This is a genomic window from Methanogenium cariaci JCM 10550 (assembly GCF_001315945.1).
Classification (GTDB): Archaea; Halobacteriota; Methanomicrobia; order Methanomicrobiales; family Methanomicrobiaceae; genus Methanogenium; species Methanogenium cariaci.
This window is the reverse complement of the sequence record NZ_BBBG01000003.1, coordinates 55,055-74,527: the sequence shown is the minus strand read 5'-3', so window position 1 is coordinate 74,527 and position 19,473 is coordinate 55,055. Positions and strand designations below refer to the sequence as shown.

Annotated in this window: 27 protein-coding genes and 1 pseudogene; 18 read left to right on the top strand and 10 right to left on the bottom strand. The window is 49.1% G+C overall.

Going from position 1 to position 19,473, the window contains the following annotated elements; translation table 11 throughout:
* Positions 1 to 9 precede the first annotated feature (9 nt).
* Positions 10 to 213: pseudogene (locus tag JCM10550_RS20370) on the bottom strand (acyltransferase); the annotation flags it as partial.
* Entirely contained in the window at positions 213 to 746 is a 534-nt protein-coding gene (locus JCM10550_RS03940; RefSeq protein ID WP_218185111.1) for a hypothetical protein, read from the bottom strand. The pseudogene JCM10550_RS20370 and the gene JCM10550_RS03940, both read right to left, overlap by 1 nt.
* A 905-nt stretch (positions 747 to 1,651) precedes the next feature.
* Between JCM10550_RS03940 and JCM10550_RS20365 the strand changes: the two genes are divergently transcribed.
* Positions 1,652 to 2,185 carry a hypothetical protein gene (locus JCM10550_RS20365; RefSeq protein WP_218185110.1) on the top strand — a complete coding sequence of 178 codons (534 nt, stop codon included), beginning with the start codon at positions 1,652 to 1,654 and terminating at the stop codon, positions 2,183 to 2,185.
* 508 nt (positions 2,186 to 2,693) lie between these two features.
* Here the strand turns inward: JCM10550_RS20365 and JCM10550_RS03930 are convergent.
* The 6 genes from JCM10550_RS03930 to JCM10550_RS03905 form a co-directional block, all read right to left on the bottom strand.
* Positions 2,694 to 2,924, bottom strand: coding sequence for a hypothetical protein (locus JCM10550_RS03930; RefSeq protein ID WP_062397136.1), 231 nt, complete (start codon positions 2,922 to 2,924; stop codon positions 2,694 to 2,696).
* 46 nt (positions 2,925 to 2,970) lie between these two features.
* Positions 2,971 to 3,213: a hypothetical protein gene (locus JCM10550_RS03925; protein ID WP_157199902.1), complete on the bottom strand. Its 243-nt coding sequence runs from the start codon at positions 3,211 to 3,213 to the stop codon at positions 2,971 to 2,973.
* 164 nt (positions 3,214 to 3,377) lie between these two features.
* Positions 3,378 to 3,797 (bottom strand): hypothetical protein, encoded by a 420-nt coding sequence (locus tag JCM10550_RS03920; RefSeq protein WP_062397132.1) that lies wholly within the window; start codon positions 3,795 to 3,797, stop codon positions 3,378 to 3,380.
* Between the two features lie 39 nt (positions 3,798 to 3,836).
* Complete coding sequence (locus JCM10550_RS03915) at positions 3,837 to 4,268, bottom strand: hypothetical protein (RefSeq protein ID WP_062397130.1); 432 nt, start codon at positions 4,266 to 4,268, stop codon at positions 3,837 to 3,839.
* A 271-nt stretch (positions 4,269 to 4,539) separates the two neighbouring features.
* Positions 4,540 to 4,854: a nucleoside triphosphate pyrophosphohydrolase gene (locus JCM10550_RS03910; protein ID WP_062397127.1), complete on the bottom strand. Its 315-nt coding sequence runs from the start codon at positions 4,852 to 4,854 to the stop codon at positions 4,540 to 4,542.
* A complete protein-coding gene (locus JCM10550_RS03905) occupies positions 4,851 to 5,867 on the bottom strand; it encodes an HNH endonuclease domain-containing protein (protein WP_062397125.1) in 1,017 nt (338 codons plus the stop codon). The genes JCM10550_RS03910 and JCM10550_RS03905 overlap by 4 nt, the downstream gene beginning before the upstream one ends.
* 273 nt (positions 5,868 to 6,140) lie before the next feature.
* On the opposite strand from JCM10550_RS03905, the gene JCM10550_RS03900 reads away from it, so the two are divergent.
* The 17 genes from JCM10550_RS03900 (at position 6,141) to JCM10550_RS03850 (ending at position 18,920) form a co-directional block, all read left to right on the top strand.
* The gene (locus JCM10550_RS03900; RefSeq protein ID WP_062397123.1) at positions 6,141 to 6,992 is read left to right on the top strand and encodes an IS5 family transposase; all 852 of its coding nucleotides are present in this window, start codon (positions 6,141 to 6,143) and stop codon (positions 6,990 to 6,992) included.
* A 297-nt stretch (positions 6,993 to 7,289) separates the two neighbouring features.
* Positions 7,290 to 8,483: an N-6 DNA methylase gene (locus JCM10550_RS20355; RefSeq protein WP_218185108.1), complete on the top strand. Its 1,194-nt coding sequence runs from the start codon at positions 7,290 to 7,292 to the stop codon at positions 8,481 to 8,483.
* Positions 8,420 to 9,412, top strand: coding sequence for a hypothetical protein (locus JCM10550_RS20350; protein ID WP_218185107.1), 993 nt, complete (start codon positions 8,420 to 8,422; stop codon positions 9,410 to 9,412). The genes JCM10550_RS20355 and JCM10550_RS20350 overlap by 64 nt, the downstream gene beginning before the upstream one ends.
* A complete protein-coding gene (locus tag JCM10550_RS21835) occupies positions 9,409 to 9,696 on the top strand; it encodes a DUF1016 N-terminal domain-containing protein (RefSeq protein WP_245618704.1) in 288 nt (95 codons plus the stop codon). The genes JCM10550_RS20350 and JCM10550_RS21835 overlap by 4 nt, the downstream gene beginning before the upstream one ends.
* Positions 9,674 to 10,252: a DUF1016 N-terminal domain-containing protein gene (locus JCM10550_RS20345; RefSeq protein WP_245618703.1), complete on the top strand. Its 579-nt coding sequence runs from the start codon at positions 9,674 to 9,676 to the stop codon at positions 10,250 to 10,252. Before JCM10550_RS21835 ends, JCM10550_RS20345 begins: the two co-directional genes overlap by 23 nt.
* On the top strand, positions 10,153 to 10,536 hold the full coding sequence (locus tag JCM10550_RS20340) for a PDDEXK nuclease domain-containing protein (RefSeq protein ID WP_218185106.1): 384 nt from the start codon (positions 10,153 to 10,155) through the stop codon (positions 10,534 to 10,536). The genes JCM10550_RS20345 and JCM10550_RS20340 overlap by 100 nt, the downstream gene beginning before the upstream one ends.
* A gap of 87 nt (positions 10,537 to 10,623) precedes the next feature.
* Entirely contained in the window at positions 10,624 to 11,754 is a 1,131-nt protein-coding gene (locus tag JCM10550_RS03885; RefSeq protein ID WP_083475286.1) for a restriction endonuclease subunit S, read from the top strand.
* Complete coding sequence (locus JCM10550_RS16820; RefSeq protein WP_083475285.1) at positions 11,744 to 12,163, top strand: helix-turn-helix domain-containing protein; 420 nt, start codon at positions 11,744 to 11,746, stop codon at positions 12,161 to 12,163. Before JCM10550_RS03885 ends, JCM10550_RS16820 begins: the two co-directional genes overlap by 11 nt.
* A gap of 43 nt (positions 12,164 to 12,206) precedes the next feature.
* Positions 12,207 to 12,848, top strand: a complete 642-nt coding sequence (locus tag JCM10550_RS21830; RefSeq protein WP_062397119.1) for a hypothetical protein — start codon at positions 12,207 to 12,209, stop codon at positions 12,846 to 12,848.
* Between the two features lie 155 nt (positions 12,849 to 13,003).
* Complete coding sequence (locus tag JCM10550_RS21825) at positions 13,004 to 13,201, top strand: hypothetical protein (RefSeq protein WP_245618702.1); 198 nt, start codon at positions 13,004 to 13,006, stop codon at positions 13,199 to 13,201.
* Between the two features lie 3 nt (positions 13,202 to 13,204).
* Complete coding sequence (locus tag JCM10550_RS20335) at positions 13,205 to 14,293, top strand: type I restriction endonuclease (RefSeq protein ID WP_218185105.1); 1,089 nt, start codon at positions 13,205 to 13,207, stop codon at positions 14,291 to 14,293.
* Entirely contained in the window at positions 14,259 to 14,528 is a 270-nt protein-coding gene (locus JCM10550_RS24320) for a DEAD/DEAH box helicase family protein (protein ID WP_218185104.1), read from the top strand. The genes JCM10550_RS20335 and JCM10550_RS24320 overlap by 35 nt, the downstream gene beginning before the upstream one ends.
* Before the next feature lie 13 nt (positions 14,529 to 14,541).
* Positions 14,542 to 15,843 (top strand): hypothetical protein, encoded by a 1,302-nt coding sequence (locus JCM10550_RS20325; protein ID WP_218185103.1) that lies wholly within the window; start codon positions 14,542 to 14,544, stop codon positions 15,841 to 15,843.
* Between the two features lie 144 nt (positions 15,844 to 15,987).
* Positions 15,988 to 16,473: a type I restriction enzyme endonuclease domain-containing protein gene (locus JCM10550_RS20320; RefSeq protein ID WP_281175256.1), complete on the top strand. Its 486-nt coding sequence runs from the start codon at positions 15,988 to 15,990 to the stop codon at positions 16,471 to 16,473.
* A 392-nt stretch (positions 16,474 to 16,865) separates the two neighbouring features.
* Positions 16,866 to 17,216, top strand: a complete 351-nt coding sequence (locus JCM10550_RS03860; protein WP_062397117.1) for a hypothetical protein — start codon at positions 16,866 to 16,868, stop codon at positions 17,214 to 17,216.
* Positions 17,177 to 17,635: a hypothetical protein gene (locus JCM10550_RS03855; RefSeq protein ID WP_062397115.1), complete on the top strand. Its 459-nt coding sequence runs from the start codon at positions 17,177 to 17,179 to the stop codon at positions 17,633 to 17,635. The genes JCM10550_RS03860 and JCM10550_RS03855 overlap by 40 nt, the downstream gene beginning before the upstream one ends.
* Complete coding sequence (locus JCM10550_RS03850) at positions 17,586 to 18,920, top strand: hypothetical protein (protein ID WP_062397113.1); 1,335 nt, start codon at positions 17,586 to 17,588, stop codon at positions 18,918 to 18,920. The genes JCM10550_RS03855 and JCM10550_RS03850 overlap by 50 nt, the downstream gene beginning before the upstream one ends.
* Before the next feature lie 21 nt (positions 18,921 to 18,941).
* Here JCM10550_RS03850 and JCM10550_RS03845 read toward each other — a convergent pair whose 3' ends face one another.
* Positions 18,942 to 19,238, bottom strand: a complete 297-nt coding sequence (locus JCM10550_RS03845) for a DUF1998 domain-containing protein (RefSeq protein ID WP_157199901.1) — start codon at positions 19,236 to 19,238, stop codon at positions 18,942 to 18,944.
* Positions 19,239 to 19,243: 5 nt separating this feature from the next.
* Entirely contained in the window at positions 19,244 to 19,387 is a 144-nt protein-coding gene (locus tag JCM10550_RS18090) for a hypothetical protein (RefSeq protein ID WP_157199900.1), read from the bottom strand.
* Positions 19,388 to 19,473: the final 86 nt, after the last annotated feature.

The following is a 19,473-nucleotide window of genomic DNA, read 5'->3' as shown; positions in this document are numbered from 1 at the left end:
CGGGCGTGATTATTCATCCTGAAACGCCCCCCCGTCGGCGAGCCACATATGGTTGAGGGCAGGTCCCGTATTCCCCCCCTCCGTCCTCCGCTCTCTGAACGCTTTTGCAGGGGCGCCGGCTGCAACGGTCCATGGTGGGATGTCTTTTGTCACGACGGCGCCGCCTGCCACGATCGCCCCCCCTTCACCGATCGTCACCCCCCCCGGCAGGATCATTGTGTTGGTGTAGATCTTCGCATAGGTTCTATGGTGACCGGTGCATAGGTCCTTTCTTCGTGATTAGCCTCGCCGTGACTGTGGGTAAAGATCCGCACGAAGTCTCCGATCCCAACAGCATTTCCAAGAGTGACCCCGGCTTTTGTATCGATGAAGAGGCCGCGGTTGATGAATACGTCGTCCCCCCCAACGGTGAGGTTCTGCCCGAAGTTGAAACGCATATCACCCTCGGCACAGAAGTTTTTTCCACAGGTACTGAATAGTTGGCAGGCGATCATGCGACGAAAGGGGAACGCGAAGTTAACGCTAAGGGAGAGTGGGGAGCGGTCGAAGGCGTCCCAGAGAAGATGCAGGTGACGTTTTTCCGGTGTAAAGATCAGTTCTTTGGCCTTCGGGAGGTACTCGCTGTAAATCCGGGCGTCCCGGAGCAGGCCATTGCCCGGCATCGGCACACCTATCAACCGGAGAATTTCATCGGTCGCCTCTTCGTCCGGCCCTCTGCTGAGTAGATCCCTAATATCCCTGAGCAATCCGGTGACGGCATCTTCATGGGGGGGTACATAATGATGTAGATAGCATTTCAGGTAATAAGACTGCCGGTTTTACGGTCAATACTACAAAAAGATTTTATATAATACATATGCCTGGATTTTTGCCCATGTATCAGATAAAAGGAGCTTTTCCCTCCCTCAGGAGGTGTCCTCCCGGCCGTCCAATGCGGATCACAAACGAGCATGAAGAATGGGAAACGGCTTGATCTGAACGGAAAAAGTGTGCTGAACACAAAAGAACCTGGCTGAACGGAACTCAGCTGAGTTCTTCTGAAATCTCATGGAACCTCCTGAAATACCGGGAGAATACCAGAAAACAGGGGGGGTACTGCCTTCCCTCTGTTTTTTATACCTTCTTGTCCATCCGGTAACAACCCTTCACCCAACCCATAATCACCCGTTGATCCTGTCTGTGTGTCTCCATATTTCTCCTGTTTTTGGCCTTTTGGGGGGGAGGAAAACGGGCGTTTTTTTATGCACGGTTTTGCTGCCGAAAAATACGGTTTTTTTGGCAGTTATTTACTCTAAATACGAAGTATTGAGGACTAATAACCCTGTTTCATGTGCGGATATTTTGAGAGGATGTGTAGCATGTCTCCGGGGGGGGAGAAAGGGTCGCTCCGGGCGTCTGTAGGGACCCATTTTTCTGGCCAATGTGGGCACCCAAACAGCAAGATATTCACGATAAGGCATATTTAGGATTATAGGAGCCATATGGAGGTTATTCACGGATGTTTCCTCATTTGACGGGAAGATCGTAAAAATGTGCAGACGAGGTACTTCAGATATATATTTTTTATCATGATACAGATATTTTGATCGGGTAATCGGGGATGAATGATGATCGCAGATAGAGGTACCGTCGTGTCATGATAGAAGAACGGGTGATGGATTTTATTCAGAATCCCAAAAGAAATTCCGTCTCAAAAGCAGATGCCCTGGATGAATCGGTTATAGGACTGAAATTATTTGATACGCCCCTCATTGGATATGCAGATGCCGCTGACGCATTATTTGAACGGTTCAAAACAGATCCAGAGATAACCGGCGGACGGTTTATGCAGCCGTTAGAATGGCTGCATGATGCACATACGGTGGTATCGATTTTTATGCCGTATTCCCGGGAAATAAAATCCGGTAACCGCAGAGACATGATTACACCCTCAAATGAGTGGTTACATGCCCGGTATGAAGGCCAGAAGCTGGTTAATGAACTTTCCCGGTACCTCATCGATGAACTTACCAAAAGAGGATATCAATGTGTTGCACCCGGTATCGATGATCGGTTCAAATCATTTCTGGGTACCGGAACCAGTGAAAAAAAAGGTCATGTCAATAGTGATTACGGCAGTAACTGGTCTGAGCGCATGTGGCCTTTGTTGCCGGACTGGGAACGTTTGGGTTGTCGAAGGGACTGATCACAAGAAAGGGTATTGCAGGGAGATTTACCAGTATCATAACTGACCTGAAGCATGAGCCATCACACCGGGACTATCAGGACATTTATGAATACTGCACGATGTGCGGGGTATGTGTTCGGAACTGCCCGGCCGGGGCCATTACGTTAGAACGGGGGGGAAAAGACCACACATTGTGTGCAGACTATCTGGACGGGATGCTTGAAGCATTTCATCCGAGATACGGCTGTGGGAAATGTCAGGTTAAGGTTCCCTGTCAGGACGGGATACCAAAGAAAAGGCGGAAGTGACGTTGAAAGGGGGGGTCTGGTCTAAATGAAATCCATCCCCGAAAAAATATCGTGAAGGTTCCCTGAATTATTCTGCCCGGAGTGAACAGGGAATCTGTATATAATTGAAACAATTACGTGCGTTTGTTTTATTCTGCCCGGGATGGTGGTAAAGTATCCCGGCTGCCCCTCTGCATATCGGGGATTTCAAAATGACGTCTGTTCAGCCTGCCCCCCCTTCATGCTCTTTTCAGAGATGAAACCCGCCCTGCTCTCCCGGCGGGCTGGATCTGACGGCACCACCTGCCCGCAAGGGGGGGGACGACACCGCGGCCCGGTTCCATCATCGCAGGGCCCGCATCTGCTCTGACCCGGGCACCCTCCCCGATGGCAGGGGGGGCGACGTTGGCACCGTTGCAGCATATGTACAACGGATGTGCAGCACCTGCTGCAACGTAAAACCGGGACATTCCAGCCGAATGGTAGAGATCGAAGAGAGAATAAGGAGACGCTTCTTCAAGAGAAGAGGAAGGTGCAGCAGAATGAGACCCCCCCCGGCTTTTGGACAGCTTTCATGCAGGTGCGGGTGCGGGCGGGTGCACTCTGACAGATGCTGCACATAATACTGCTTCCGGCCGAATACCGGAGAAAGAGGCCGGACAATGCGAGGATATCCATCCGAATGGTTGCAGCCCCCCCTGCTGCAACACGGTGTACATGGGTGTACATGCTGCACACCGGGAGGTAGCTCTGCGACACGGAACGTCCGGCATCATTTCCCTGCCGGGGGGGTTTTCTCATTGTTGAGGAGTTACTATAGAAAGGAAATATAGATTTTGGGTTGTGAATTTAGATTTGGAGGGAATAATTCCAAGATAATAATGATACATGAACAATGCACCCCCCCATTTTTCCCCCCCCGCTCACTCCTCTCCCAAATACCTTTCACAAAATGCAATTGTATCTCCAACCTGATTTTTGTGGTGAAGTTCAGGGTTGATGAAAAAGTCGTGTGGGATCTCTCTCACCTTCTCAAACACTGTTTCCCAGGGAATGGTATCATCTGCCGATGGGGGGGCCTGGTGACGGGTGTGCACATGCAGTCCCCTGATACCCGCGATCGGGACTGCCGTGAGGGAGGCTTCGAAAGAATCGTTTCGTCTGTTGGCAGTAGTATAGAGAGCAGATATGTCCAGCACAATTCCTGACTGTTTGGCAAGTGTTGGTGCATGCTGCTGCACTGCCATCCAGAAATCTCTCAGTTGCCGTCCGTTTTCGATAATCGAACCGTTTCTGTTCTCCAGCACAATCTGAGGGGGCGATACCACCGAAACGATCGCCATATGTCTGCTGAATGTTCTGCATGGCACGGGCAATATCTTTCATCGAGACCGAGCGGTTGGAACCGGGGTGAATTTCGATGATGCTGGCGGGTGCCCCCCCAGGTATTCTGATATTGCAATCTGTATATCACAGAACTGCTGCAGCCATTCGGCATCGTGCCACCGAAGGTCTGCTGCCGGATGGGTGAGGCCATCTGCACCCTTTTGAGGAAACGAAGGATCCGTGTGAAGAATATATTCGAGTCCGTCCGGGACAGTTTCTGCCGGTGCATACAGTTTTTCGATGCCATAGCTGTTGAGTATCTCGCATACCCCCCCAATACCGGTCTGTTTCTCTTCTGTTCTGCTCCTGATACCGTTCGCCGGAATTTCTAGATACCGGCACCCGAACGGGGGCAGCCTCTTCAAAGCGGGAGAGGAGTCCGTTACGGAAAGTACCCCCCCGTGGTTGCCGCATTGAAGGGTATACATATGATATTTTTACCATTATGAGCCATTTGGGCCATTGATATAAGAATAATCCGAAATTTAGGCAGAAAAATCAAAATATATCTCAGGAGAGTTCGCATAGGTCATTTAATCTGATTTACTATTGAAAATGCAACTGGTCTGTGCCGGATCATTGATAAAAGGAGAACTGTGCTCTGCATGAGGCACAACAGAGTCGCATATCATACAAGGTATTTGGATAAAATAGGGGGGGAGTCGTTTTTGTAGGTTGTCTGTTTTCAACCAGCAGAAACTATTCTTCGGCAGAAACAAGTATCAGATTCTCTTTGAATCCTCCCCCCCGTTCTTCACACTTCTTTTTACGTATCATTTCAAGTTCGTCTCTTCCTGTCTGCCGCAACTCTGCAACCCGGTAAATCACTTCAAGAAGATCTGCGAGTTCTTCAGTGGATTTTGTTTCGGAGTATTCATGCAGTTCTTCAAAGAGTTTTGATTCCATGTATCTCAGAAACTCAACATCAGAAACCTGCTTTACAACACACTGCTTTCCCTCCGCCCGGATAATAGCAGGTATGGCATCCCGAATCGCTTTCTCATATGTTTTCATGATGAAAGTGGGTCCCACGATTCGTATCCCCCCCGGACGTCAATGTGATAATCTACTTTTTGCAGGAGACTGGCAAACGCTTCTTCCTTCCAGTTTTCCTGTTCGGCGAATGGTTTCCTCAGGAGTGAGATGGAAATTTCTTTGCTGAATTGTGCGGGGTGTTCCTGGTAGAGGCGATCCCAATATTCAATGATGATCTCTTTCCTTCTCTCCAGAAGAATCCGGGACGGTATCAGATCACTTTTATTCCCGTTTTCCTTCTTTTCCGCAGGGAGGAGGTTCCAGAGATCATTGTTCTTCCACTGGGCAAACGGGAGCATGTGGTCAACATCCATCTTAGATTCGTCCGGGATTATTTTTCCGGACCATACACATTCCAGAGGGCCTTCCCTGAATGCATCCTGGTAGAACGTTTTTGCCAAATCTACTGCCCGTTTGGTTTCCGGTTCTGTGACGAGGAGCGTGAGAATATCTGCTTTTGGAACGGTATTAACGGCCTTATTGCTTTTATTATTGGATATTTTATGAGAAAATTCCGCCCAGTTTTCGATAATTGATTCCTCGCCGCTTATGATACTCCCCCCCAGGTACTCAAATGCAATGCTTACCTCTGCGGGAATGTAAAAGTATCCAAAATTCTCCATGATGAATTCAGGATCCGGATATGCATCATCAGGAATTTTGAGACCTGCTTTGTCAGATTGGTATATCGAATTAAATTTATCTGACTTCGAATTTCCGATGTGTTTTATGGGGTTGCTGATGATGGTATCCCGGATTTTTGTGAAGAGTGCCATGACATCGGGAGAGATCTCTTCTGGAATTTCCCCCCCGTTTCGATAATCTTCCCAGAAGCCATTGAAACATTTTCTGTCCTTATAGTAATCGGTCACTGTCCTAAACAGGGGGCGGAATGCAATCTGTCGCCCTCCGGGATTCCCATCTGATTCACCGTTCATCTGGGGGGGAATGAATACAGGGGGGGAGTCGATGATCGGGTAATAGTAGCGCACCCAGCTTTCAACCAGAGGCCCATGGGATAACGAACTCTTCCGTCAATCTCAGTCTTTCGGTGTGAGTATTTCTGGCAGACATCAATTGTCCCGCGAAGAAGAGCGAATTTGTATGATGCAGACTTGGCATCGCGTTCGAGAATTGAGTTTATTTTACGTAATGATGATATTTCCGGCTTTGTAGAAATCCTCTGAAAAAATAGCATCCGGAAGATCAATTGTACAGGAACTCCAAATTTATTCAACCAAAAACAAAACGGAGTTCCTTAGTTAATGTCTGAAAACAGATACATCAATCTTGTGAAAACTTCTCTTGAAGTCATAAGAAATTCTCGTATACCCTTGCATTCTTCAAAATATTCCAAAAAGAAATATAATCAGCATCAGCTGTTTATTTTGCTAATTCTGAAAGAAGAAATAGGCAAGGATTATCGTGATTTTAGTGAATTCGTCCATGTTTTAACTCCTTTGAAAAGAATAATTGGATTAAAGGAAGTGCCCCATTTCACCACACTTCAGAAATTTATGAAACGAATTCCATCGCATACATTTCGCACAATACTGAATAATGTAATTCGTATGTCGCATAAAAAAGGTGACAAAATTAAGATTACATCAATCGATGCAACAGGATTTACCAGTTCATATGCAAGTCATTACTACTCAAAAAGAATCAATAAAACACGTAAAAGCTTCATCAAAGCTTCAATTGCAGTTGATTCGAATAGCCTAATGATCATGGGTTGGAAGTTTTCAAAATTTCCGGTACACGATTCCCGGCATGCCAAGTCTTTGATAAATCAAGTTCAAAAAATTACAAAAAGTGAATGTTATACGATGGATAAAGGGTATGATTCTGAAAATATTCATGAGTATATCAGGAATACAATAGGAGCAGAATCAGTAATTCCTGTCAGAAAATGGGGTGGAAATATTTACTCGGGAAAATATAGAATGGAAATGTTCAGAGATTTTGACCAGAAAAAATACGGACAGAGAAATATGGTAGAGACTGTATTTTCCATGATAAAACGGAAATATGGAGACACTGTTAGATCAAGAAAATATGTCAACCAAGTTAAAGAGATCAAGATCAGGATGATTCTTCATAATATGACTCTTTAAAATAATGTGAGGATTTCTACAGAGCCATATTTCCATATGATTTTCGTCCTTATGAAGATATTGAAGATTGTTTGCGATGAAGATATGGATTTGATGTGCATGAATGGTCGTCTCAATCTGTGACTTATTTTATAAAGTAACAATTTATGTGCTGACAACGACATAATTGAATTAAATACGACGATTAATTGGCATATAAATGAATTGCATCCACCAATTCAAACAGATCAGCAGAACGATGCACCATATGCGGATCAATATAGCATCGTAACCCATACATTACTACAAGGACGAACAATGGCTCAACTGGAACATATTGAAGCAATCGAAAAACGGCTCTGGAATGCGGCGGATACATTACGGGCCAACTCAAACTACGCAAGCAACGAGTATTTCATGCCCGTCATGGGTCTGATATTTCTCCGCCATGCATACAGCCGGTTCCTGTCAGTCAAAGACCCAATTGTTGCAAATCTCCCTCAACGCGGTGGTAAGACACGGTCACTGACCAAGGAAGACTTCTCACAGAAGAGTGCAATATTTTTACGACCCCAGGCACAGTTTGACTACCTTGTCTCCCTCACAGACAGTGATGACCGGGCCACGGCCATCATTGAGGCGATGGAGGCAATCGAAAGTGATTACGACAGTCTCCGGGGGGGTGTTCTGCCCAAGAGCGAATACCAGGAACTGGACAACAGTGTCTTAGGCCAGCTCCTCCGCTCCTTAAATCCGGATGAACTCAAACGTGTCTCCGGCGATGTGTTCGGCCGCATATACGAATATTTCCTCACCCAGTTTGCCGATCAGAAGGCCCACGACGGCGGCGAGTTTTTTACGCCGGTCTCTCTGGTCTCGCTCATTGCCAATGTCCTCGGGCCAGAGGGAGGGACGGTTCTTGACCCTGCCTGTGGTTCCGGTGGTATGTTCGTCCAGAGTGCCCGTTTTGTTGAGCACCAGCACGAAAACCCCATCGATAAGCTCACCTTCTACGGGCTGGAAAAGAACGCCACTACCATTCGTCTGGCGAAGATGAATCTCGCCGTCCACGGTCTCGAAGGCGACATCCAGAAGGCCATCACCTACTACGAAGATCCTCATGAACTGGTGGGCAAGGCCGACTTTGTGATGGCCAATCCTCCGTTCAACGTCGATGAAATTGATGCCGACAAGGTCAAAAAAGATCCCCCCCGACTGCCCTTTGGTCTGCCGGGCACCAACAAGAAAGGCAAAGTTTCAAATGGGAACTACGTCTGGATCAGCTATTTCTACAGCTACCTGAACGAAAACGGCCGGGCAGGGTTTGTCATGTCATCACAGGCCTCCAGTGCGGGCCGTGATGAGGCAAAGGTCCGGCAGAAACTGGTTGAAACAGGCGATGTGGACCTGATGGTGGCCATCCGCTCCAACTTCTTCTACACCGGAGTGTGCCGTGTGAGCTCTGGTTCCTCAACCGGGACAAGCCTGAAGAGCACCGGGACAAGGTGCTGATGGTAGATGCGAGGAATGTCTACCGCAAGGTCACCCGGAAAATTTACGATTTCAGCCCGGAGCAGGAGAAAAACCTTCTCGCGATTGTCTGGCTCTACCGTGGCCAGACTGAGAAATACCTTGATCTCGTGGCGGGATACTGCCACCGGATGCTGGATGAAGGAGAGGGCTGTTTCACGGGACAGGATGATGACGACGCAGTAATTGAGCCGCTGCCGACCTTCATTGCCTCACTTACCACACTGCAAAAAGCCCTCCAGCCATTTCTGGCGACCCTTTCCCCCCCTGAGAGTTCTCATACCGAGGCACTGAAAGAACTCGATGACGCGATGCCGATATTCAAAGATGATGTAAAGCGATTCCGGGAGGGCGTATCCAAACAAAACATCGTGTGGCAGACGCAGAAGACGACCAACGGGGGGGAGCTGAAAAAGGCCGTTGATCGTCTTGTCCCGCTCGCAGAGTGCAGCCGCGACATGGTAAAGCAGAGCGATCTGCTCTACAAACTCGCCAGCCGTCTCATCGATGTCTGTGAGACGGAATGCCATGCCCGCGAGAGTAACGCCTGGGCGGGCCGTGAGATCAGCCGTGCCCGCAAGGCCGCAGACGAGGCCCGGCAGCAGGCCACCCTTCAGCTCAAAGAGGTGCGCTACTTCTGGCGGCAGGCCCACTGGCTGACCGAACGCTTCCCGGAAGCAAAACTCTGCGATGTGGAAGGACTGGTCAAGCTGGTGGATCGGGCGGAAATCGAGGCCAATGACTGGTCGCTCACACCGACGGTATGTCGGCGTTGCCCTGAGGAAGAGGACGAGAACTTCGACTTTGAAGAGACGATGCGGGAGATTCACGTGGAACTTGCGAGCCTGAACACCGAAGCAGCCCAACTCGCCGCGACCATCCAGAAGAACTTTGAGGAACTGGGGATATGACGGAGCATTCAAGGGAACCAGTCCCTGACGAGCAGAGGAAGTCCAGAGGAAGAATCAGGGGTAATGCCTTATTTCCTTCTCCCATTGGCAGGGATGTCCTGCCCGCAGACTATACGGAGGTACTCGGAGACATAAAGGAAAGGATACAGTCAGAGCGCCTGCGGGTCACTCTTGCGGCCAATGCAGCCATGATCCTTTTGTACTGGGATATCGGAACGATGATCCGAAAACGCCAGAGAGAGGAGGGATGGGGGGGCGAAGGTGATCGATCGGTTATCGCATGACCTGAAAAAAGATTTTCCTGATATGACGGGCCTTTCACCCCCCCGCAATCTGAAATATATGCGTAGATTCTCCGAGTCATGGCCGAACCGTGAAATTGTGCAACGCACCGTTGCACAAATTCCTTGGGGGGGCAGTAATATTGCCCTGCTCGATAAGCTGAAAGATCCGGAAGTACGCATATGGTACGCCCAAAAAACTCTTGAATATGGCTGGAGCCGCGATATACTCACTATTCAAATAGAAAACCGCCTGCACGAACGTCAGGGAAAGGCACTGAATAATTTTGATACAGCCCTTCCGCCTGCTGATTCGGATATGGCTTCTCAGGTGTTTAAAGATCCATACCTCTTCGATTTTCTTGGAACTGCTGACCCACGAAAGGAACGGGAGGTTGAGCAGGCCTGGTGGATCATGTTCAGAGTTTTCTTCTTGAAATGGGTTCAGGATTTGCCTTTGTGGGCAGACAGGTATTACTCGAGGTCGGGGACCGTGACTTCTATGTCGACCTGCTGTTTTACCATCTCAAACTGCGCCGTTTTGTCGTGGTCGAACTGAAAGCAGTCTCCTTTGATCCCGCTTTTGTTGGACAACTGAATTTGTATCTCTCTGCTGCAGATGACCTGTTGCGGCATCCGGATGACAATAAAACCATTGGCCTCCTGCTGTGCAAGAGCAAAAACGAGCTGGTTGTGGAGTATTCCCTGCGTGGATTTAACAGCCCGATGGGGGGGGTGGCAGAGTGGGAAACGAAGGTAACCGAAAGTCTGCCGGAAGAGCTGAAAGGCAGTCTGCCTACTATTGAGGAATTTGAGGCGGAACTGGGGGGGGATGTGGAATGAGCGAGGGTGTTCGTGTAGAACTGGAAGGTAGCAATATTGGTGTGACTTTAGCAGCAATCATCCTGATGAATTTAGAGGGGTGAGGATATGAGCGGGAAAATGAAAATACGAACTGGTTGGCGAACAGCGACTCTTCAGGATCTCGTATTCTTTCAGCGTGGATATGATATCACTAAGGCTGAGCAAAAACCGGGAGACATTCCGGTAGTCTCATCGTCAGGGATTAATAGCTATCATTCAGAATATAAAGTGGATGGTCCCGGAGTTGTCGTAGGTCGCAAGGGATCACTTGGCACAGTTCACTATGTCGATGGACCTTATTGGCCACACGACACTACTCTTTGGAGTAAGGACCTTAAAGGTAATAACGCCCGTTTTGTTTACTATTTCTTACGAACTATGAATTTCGAACGTTATAATGTAGGAAATGCAAATCCAACATTAAATCGAAACCACATTCATGGACTGGAAATCTTGATCCCTGACCTTGTGATCCAGAACAAAATCGCCTCGATGCTCTCTACCTACGACGACCTGGTCGAGAACAACCAGCGGCGGATTGAACTTTTAGAACAGGCGGCGCGGCTGCTCTACCGCGAGTGGTTCGTCCACCTCCGCTTCCCCCCCGGCCACGAGCATGTCAGAATTGTGGATGGCGTGCCGGAGGGGTGGGAAAAGAAGCCACTGAGTGAGGTTGCCGACATCATTATGGGTCAAAGTCCAAAGTCTATCTATTACAATGAAGAGGGAAACGGACTTCCGTTTCATCAAGGTGTTACCAACTTTGGAATTCGATTTCCCTCGCATCAAACCTATTGTACGGTTATAAACCGTCTTGCAGAACCGGGCGATATACTTTTTAGTGTTCGAGCACCCGTTGGGAGAATAAACATCACGCCTGACAAGATTGTAATTGGACGCGGTATTGCTGCCATTCGATCGAATTGTGGTCAGCAAAATTTCTTATTCTATGCACTGAAAAGTCATTTTTTCAAAGAGGACATGATGGGTGGAGGTGCAATTTTTGCTGCGATTACGAAAAAAGACCTTCACAGAGTTGAAATATTACAAGCCACAGATCGGATCGCTGAGATGTTCATAGAACACACACGGGCGATAGATCTTCAGATTGAAAATCTCCAACAGGCAATAGATGATCTCACACAAGCCCGCGACCTCCTCCTGCCACGGCTGATGAACGGAGAGATTGCCGTATGAACGTGAACGAAACACAGCTCACCGCCCTCATCACCCTCGGAGAAGGCTATACTACCGAGTTCAAAAAATCAAGACATCCAGCCTCGGTCGTGAGATCTGCGCCTTTGCCAATGCCACCGGAGGAGTAATCCTGATCGGTGTCTCGGACGATGGGGGGGAGATTGCGGGAGTAACTGATCACAACCGTCTGAAGTCCGAAGTCCAAACCATCGCCCGTTCCGCTGAACCGCCCATCGCGGTGGAGGTCGAAAGCATCGGCGAGGTGCTGAGTGTGACTGTCCCCGCCCAGCAGAGCAAGCCCTACTCCTTCGGCGGCAAATTCTTCATCCGCGAAGGGGGGGCGAGCTCGCAACAGATGTCCCGCAACGAAATTCGTGAGTTCTTCTACTCGGAAGCTCATCCACTTTGACGAAACGCCCTGCAAACGATTTGCTATTGACCGGGATTTAACCGTGGCAAGCTGGGAGCGTTTTGTCAAACGGGCCCGGCTGCCGACGCTGGATATGTACGCTGCCCTGCGCAATCTGCACCTACTTCATGATGACCAGATGACACAGGCCGGTGCCTGGCTCTTAACCGAAGACATTACCGGCATCAGCAGGAGTGCCACGGTTACCTGTGCTCTGTTTCAGGGCACCGACAAGGTGCACATTCTCGATCGCAAGGAGTATACGGGCGATCTCTATTCCATCTACGGTGATTGTATGGCCTACCTCCAGTCCAAACTCACCACTGCCCTCATTCCGCATGCAACCGGACGGGACGAGCGGCTGGAATTGCCGGTCGAAGCCCTGCGGGAGGCGCTGGTCAACAGCATCGTCCACCGCGATTACCGTTCGACCGCGAATGTACAGGTCTACATTTTCCAGGACCGGGTGGAGATCGTAACCCCCCCGGCGGTCTGCCTGCCGGAATGCAGGAAAAAGATCTGGGGGGGACAAAAAGTGTGCCACGCAATCCGCTCCTGTTTGGTATCTTCCAGCGCATGGGGGGGCTGGTTGAACAGATCGGCAGTGGTATCCGGAGGATTCGCCAGGTGTGCCAGAATTATGGAGTGGCAGAACCGGATATCGACGTTTCAGAATCCTGGGTGATGACAACATTCAGGCGGCCGGGACGCACAGCTGAAGTCGGGCCGCAGCCAGAGTCAGGGCCAGAGTTAGAGCCAGAGTTACGGCCAGAGTTAGAGCCAGAGTTACGGCCAGAGTCAATGGAAACTCGTGTTATCAACGTACTACGTCATGGGCCTATGGCAAAGTCCGCAATTGCCACCGGGTTGGGCCAGAAGTCTGTCTCCGGTCGGCTCAATAAGGTCATCAGGCAATTGCTGGCTGATGGGTACATCGAATTCACGATTCCCGAAAAACTTACCAGCAGGCTCCAGCAATACCGGCTCACTGACAAAGGCAGGAACAGTCTGGAAAAATCACAAAAACCGAAGAGGTAATCCATGACACACGGCACCTACACCGAAGACACCCTCGTCCAGCAGACCACGGCCGCATACCTCGAGCAGGAGCTGGGGGGGTGGGATTCGGTGTATGCCTACAACAACGAGAACTTCGGGCCAAAGAGTCTGCTGGGCCGTGGATCAGACCGGGAAGTTGTCCTCACCCGACCACTCCGGGCCAAACTGGTCGAACTCAACCCCGGATTGCCGGAGGAAGCCTACGACGATGCGGTTCGACAGATTGTCACGATTTCGACAACACAGTCCATGATCGCGACAAACCGCGAGAAATACGCACTCATCCGTGACGGCGTGCAGGTCACCTTCCGGAATGACAAAGACGAGCGGGTCAGAAAACGGCTGCGGGTCATTGACTTCACCCGTCCAGAAAACAACTCCTTCCTCTGTGTGCGGGAGTTCTGGGTACAGGGTGACCTCTACCACCGGCGGGCCGACATCGTCGGATTCGTCAACGGCCTGCCACTCCTCTTCATGGAGCTCAAAAACGTCAATAAAGACATCCGGCTGCCTACGAACAAAACTTCGCCGACTACAAGGACACCGTCCCCGCACCTCTTCCATCACAACGCCTTCGTCGTGCTTGCAAACGGTGTGGACGCAAAGCTTGGTTCACTGACCAGCCGTTTCGAACATTTTCATGAATGGAAACGCCTTGAAGAAGATCAGCCGGGTGTCGTGGACATGGAGACTTTGCTCAAAGGAATCTGCGACAAGAGAAACTTCATCGATCTCCTGGAGAACTTCATCATCTTTGACGACTCCACCGGAGAGACAAAGAAGATTCTCGCACGCAACCACCAGTACCTTGGCGTCAACCGGGCCATTGAAGCAGTAATTGACCGGAAAAAACGGCAGGGCAGGCTGGGTGTCTTCTGGCACACACAGGGGGCGGGCAAGAGCTACTCGATGGTCATGTTCACCCGAAAGGTTCATCGCAAACTCGGCGGAAACTACACCTTCGTCGTTCTGACCGACCGCGACGACCTCGACACCCAGATATACAAGACCTTTGCCGGGTGCGGCGTGGTGGACAATGACCGCGACCCCCTGCCGGGCATCCAGCGGTGATCACCTCAGCCGCCTTCTCACCGAACACAAATCCTACATTTTCTCCCTTATTCAGAAGTTCAACCAGGAGGTAAACTCCGAAAACGGCTACACACAGCGGGATGACATCATCGTCATCACCGACGAGGCACATCGCACCCAGTATGGAACCCTCTCCTTAAACATGCGTAACGCACTCCCGAACGCGAGCTTCATCGGGTTCACGGGGGGGGACACCGCTCTTCAAAAACGATGAGATTACACGAAGAGTGTTCGGCGATTATATCTCAACCTATGACTTCCAGCGGGCCGTCGAAGATCATGCCACCGTTCCGCTCTACTATGACGCCCGTGGCGACAAACTCGGCGTCTCGGTCGGGGATCTGAACGAGCGAATAGCAGATAAACTGGAAGAACTGGAGACGGACGATATCGATGTCCAGCAGCGGCTCGAACGGGAACTCAAGCGGGATTATCACATCATCACGGCAGACAAACGCCTCGACCAGGTGGCCCGTGACTTTGTGACACACTACTCCACCGCCTGGGAGACCGGCAAGGCGATGGTGGTCTGCATCGACAAGGTGACCTGCGTGCGGATGTACGATCTGATCAGCAAATACTGGGACGAACGGATCACCGAACGGGAAAAGAACATATCCAACACAGCCGATGAGCAGGAGGAGATATACCTCCAGCGGCAGATCGACTGGATGCGTGAGACCCGCATGGCAGTCGTGGTGAGCGAAGAGCAGGGCGAGGTCGATAAATTCCGAAAGTGGGACCTGGACATTACTCCCCCCCACCGCCGCCTGATCAAAGAGGGCATTGACCTGCCGGAGTACATGCGGGAAGACCCTCAGTTCCGGAATATGCAGAGACTGGCACTGGACGATGCTTTCAAAGAGGAAAAACACCCGTTCAGAATCGCCATTGTCTGTGCAATGTGGCTGACCGGGTTCGATGTCCCAAGCCTCTCAACCATGTATCTGGATAAACCGCTTAAGGCTCACACCCTGATGCAGGCCATCGCCCGTGCGAACCGGGTGAACAAAGGCAAGAACAACGGCATGATCGTGGACTACTGCGGCATCCTGAAGAACCTGCGCAAAGCACTCGCCACATTTGCCGGAGCCGGTGATGACAGCAGGGACGGCGAGGGCAACGAAATCGATCCCGCAAAACCGGAAGAGGAGTTGCTGGCTGACCTCGCGGAAGCATTTGCCCTTGTCCGGACGTTTCTGACCGACCGCAACGCATCACTCGATGACATCATCTCGAAGAAAAGCTTTGCACGCAACGCTGCCATCCTTGCTGCGAAGGAGGCGGCCAACGAGAACGACGAGACACGGAAACACTTCGAGGTGATGAGCCGTGCGGTCTTCCGAAAGTTCAAGGCGTGCATCAACATCAAAGGCATCAACGATTTCCGCAATGATTACGACGCAACCAACATCATCTACAAGAGCCTGCAAAAGGATCGGGACAATGCAGACATCACCGACATCATCCGGCAGCTGCACCGGGTTGTTGATGAGGCGATAGAGACCCATCCGGGGGGTAGACAGTGAGACCCACCCGTATGACATCAGCACCATCGACTTTACCCGGCTCCGGCAGGAGTTCGAACGCAGTCCGACAAAACGGACTACGGTGCAGAATCTCAGACAGGCCATCGACAAGCGTCTCATGCGGCTCCTGCAACAGAACCCCCCCTGCGAACCGACTTTCAGCGGCATTACGAAGATATCGTGGCTGAATATAACCGTGAGAAGGATCAGGTCACTATCGAGAAGACATTCGAGGCCCTTATTCACTTCATTACCGGGATGGAAGAGGAAGAAGGTCGGGCGGTGAGCGAAGGGCTGGACGAGGAATCACTGGCGGTGTTTGACCTCCTGAAGAAACCGGATCTTTCACCAAAAGAGATCAAACGCATTAAGGGCGTGTCCGTTGAGCTCCTTGATACGCTCAAGGCAGAGAAACTTCGCATCGATCACTGGCGTGACAAGGAAGCCACCCGTGATGCGGTCCGGATCATCATTCATGATTTCCTCTGGAGTGATTCAACCGGTCTCCCGGTGGATACCTATACGGAAGAAGATGTGGCAAGCAAATCAGCCGAGGTGTATCGGCATGTCTATCGGGTGTATCCCACGCTCCCGTCACCGTTCTATGATACTGGGGGGGCAGTGGGATGATGTCGTATAAAGGACAGCGTCACACGTCCATATGAATCATATGTCGGAATTTCACACAATTACCGTCGCCTTGCCACATCAGTGAAGTGGTATATCATTACAATCATGCCTTATCTCTCTTGGAGAAGGGAGCATCGCAAATTGCTATCAATTCAATCACACATCTTTAGCAAAAAAAGCGTAATTGTTATCCCACGAAATCACCATTTCAATCATTTTATACAGAATGCCGTGATAGAATGATATACTAACATTATTGAGGGGGGGAAATGCGGGAAAATGCTGGAAAACTGCGTCACAATCGATTCATGTGAGTCTTTGCTATCAGAACAGGTACATCAGGTCGGCCTTCTGGGGGGGCAGATCCCCCCCTTACGAATAATGATTTTGAGATGCTCTGCAATTATGTCTCAAAGGAATTCTCATTTTCAACCAATAGTGGATTTGAAGACGAGATCGTGAATTACCCGGCAACTATTGCGTGTTATCTTGTGTTAAAAGGGATCTTCAACTATAGTGAAGGGAAATACTGGAATTATGTCCGGGATGACATTAAAGAATTCAATGCTGCTAAAGGCCAAATGCTTGGAAAAGCATTCCTGAGATTCATTGAGAAAAACGGATTATTTCATGTTGAAATCCCCCCCGTTCACAAAAATATGTCACTCCTATCCTCATGCATGGAACTATCCCGCAGGAACAGGTGCAGGAATATTTTGAAAATATCATCTATCCTCTGGTAACACGTGAACTGGTCTGCCCGACAGATACCGTTGAAATCTCCGACTGGCTTACAGAAAACAGGAAAATTCAAAAAGATGAAGAGCGATTCCAAGAACTTTCTAAAGAAATTGAGACACTGCTGAATGAATTTCCGGATGGTGAATACGTAGATCCGGATACCGTTCTTGAAGAAATAGATGCATTAAATCGTCAGATCACATTGCTATCAGACGAGTTGCAGACACTCGACAGTTCCCGTGATCAATTCGAAAAATATCAGACAATCAAACGCGACATTGCCACAGCAAAAAATCTTGAAACAGACCTCTACCTATTAGAGCAGAAAAAAGAAAATGTTTCAAACCGGATTCGCACGATATCGCAATCATATGAACAAAATCTATTCTATTCTGTTTTCCGGAAAAGTATCCGACCCTGATGCATTCATCACGTATGCTGAAAACGAATTGATTAACTACCTGAGCTCCATTGCAGAAACGGGCAACTCTGAAGAAAAAGAGAGACTGAACGAATTTATGCAGTCATTCTCGGATGGGATAACCAACAGTTCCATCCACTTAACAGACAAAGCAATGGAAAAATACTACATGTTGCTCTCGGTTTCCATGGCCCATCTGCCGGAAACCGATGAATATGAAATAACAGATATTTCTGCAGCTCATGTAAATGGCACCTCAGCATTCATCAGCCAGGAATCCTCTCAAAGAGAATTGCCATTCAATCATTCAGATACCGCTCAAATATATCAGGATGGTGCGTTTCATGACATTCAGTCACTCTATGCCATCGAGGATACTCCCTCTGACATATGTATCGGGACAGAAACAGAGGGTAACGAGACCCCGTCTTCGGATACCCCCCCTGTTTCTTCAGATGAACTCTTCGAAATTCATCCACCGGCAGAACCCGACATCCAGGAAAACCCATCCCAGAAACAAGACATCGAGAATATTTGCACAGGTACAAAAGCAACTGATTCTGTTAGCGATGATATCTTTCCAAAAGATAATGTGGAAAGCACCCTCAATACCTCCAACACTAAACCGGAATTGGGACGAATTGCAGAATCACTTCATATTCAGATGCAAAATGTTCAAAAGACTAAAAACGAACAGATCCATTCTGGTCTGAAACAGGCAGACAACAGCCACCCTCTCACCGTAGAAACGATTCAGAAAGTGAGAGATGAACTTCTTGAAACCTGTTGTGTTCAGAAAGATGTTCAAAAGAATACAGAGGACACTTTATACGAATATGTATGCAATGACCCGGGTGCATCAACGGATCCTGAAATACCCTCTAATACTCCGGAGTGGAACATCTCTCTATTTGAAGAAGAAACCTCCTCAGACACACAGGCCGAAACCCCCCCACATAATACTGAAGAGGCGACCCTCAAAATAGATAGCAAATCTGATGAATTCGCAACAAAATCTGAATTTGATGAAATTTCTTCTGAAAACACAGATGCCAGAGAAATACATTCAGTACAGGAAATAAATCGAATCGAATTAGCAGGCATTGGAGATGAAATCTCAGAAGAGATTCTTTCAGATACATACAAATCCACGAGTCTGGCTAAAGACCCTGTAATTCAAAAACCACAGAGAGGGGGGGCGATCTCTCTTGCAGATGACACAAAAATCCCCCATAAAATTCAGGAAAAAATCATTCATTTCCCGGTTGATAGATGCTCTCTTTAGAAGATAAAAGGGGAAATTTCCCTATTGTTTCCCAATACCCATCAAAGTAAAGAATTCCAGAACTTTTCCCCCCCGTTCAAGCTGTTCGTGACAGAACTGATTGGAATAATTCTTCAGACACCCATAACAACTTGCATTCCCCTGTTCTCCACCACAGGTGCAATTGTTCAGGTTCTCCCACGCAGCCGTCAGAACCTTCCGTAACGTTGCTTCATCTTCAATGGCCCGCCGTACCTGACCAGCACCACCCGGAATGGTATCAAACAGGACAAGGGCAGGCTCACTTACCTTCCCCCCGAATCGGATAGAGTGCACCATCCAGATCACCCCCTGCTGATGTCAAGTGCAGAACTGATTCCTTCAAGCATTGCATAGAGAAGGGACAACCAGAACCCTTCATCACTATTATCATACCCTACAAATTCAAGGAGAAGAATGTCTGTCAGATATTCATGTCCAAGGTCCACCTGTGAAATAAACCTCCCTTTGCAGGATCGTCCCGCTGCTGTTTTGTGGGATTTCGGAAATGGTGCATTCCCAAATATCGTATATC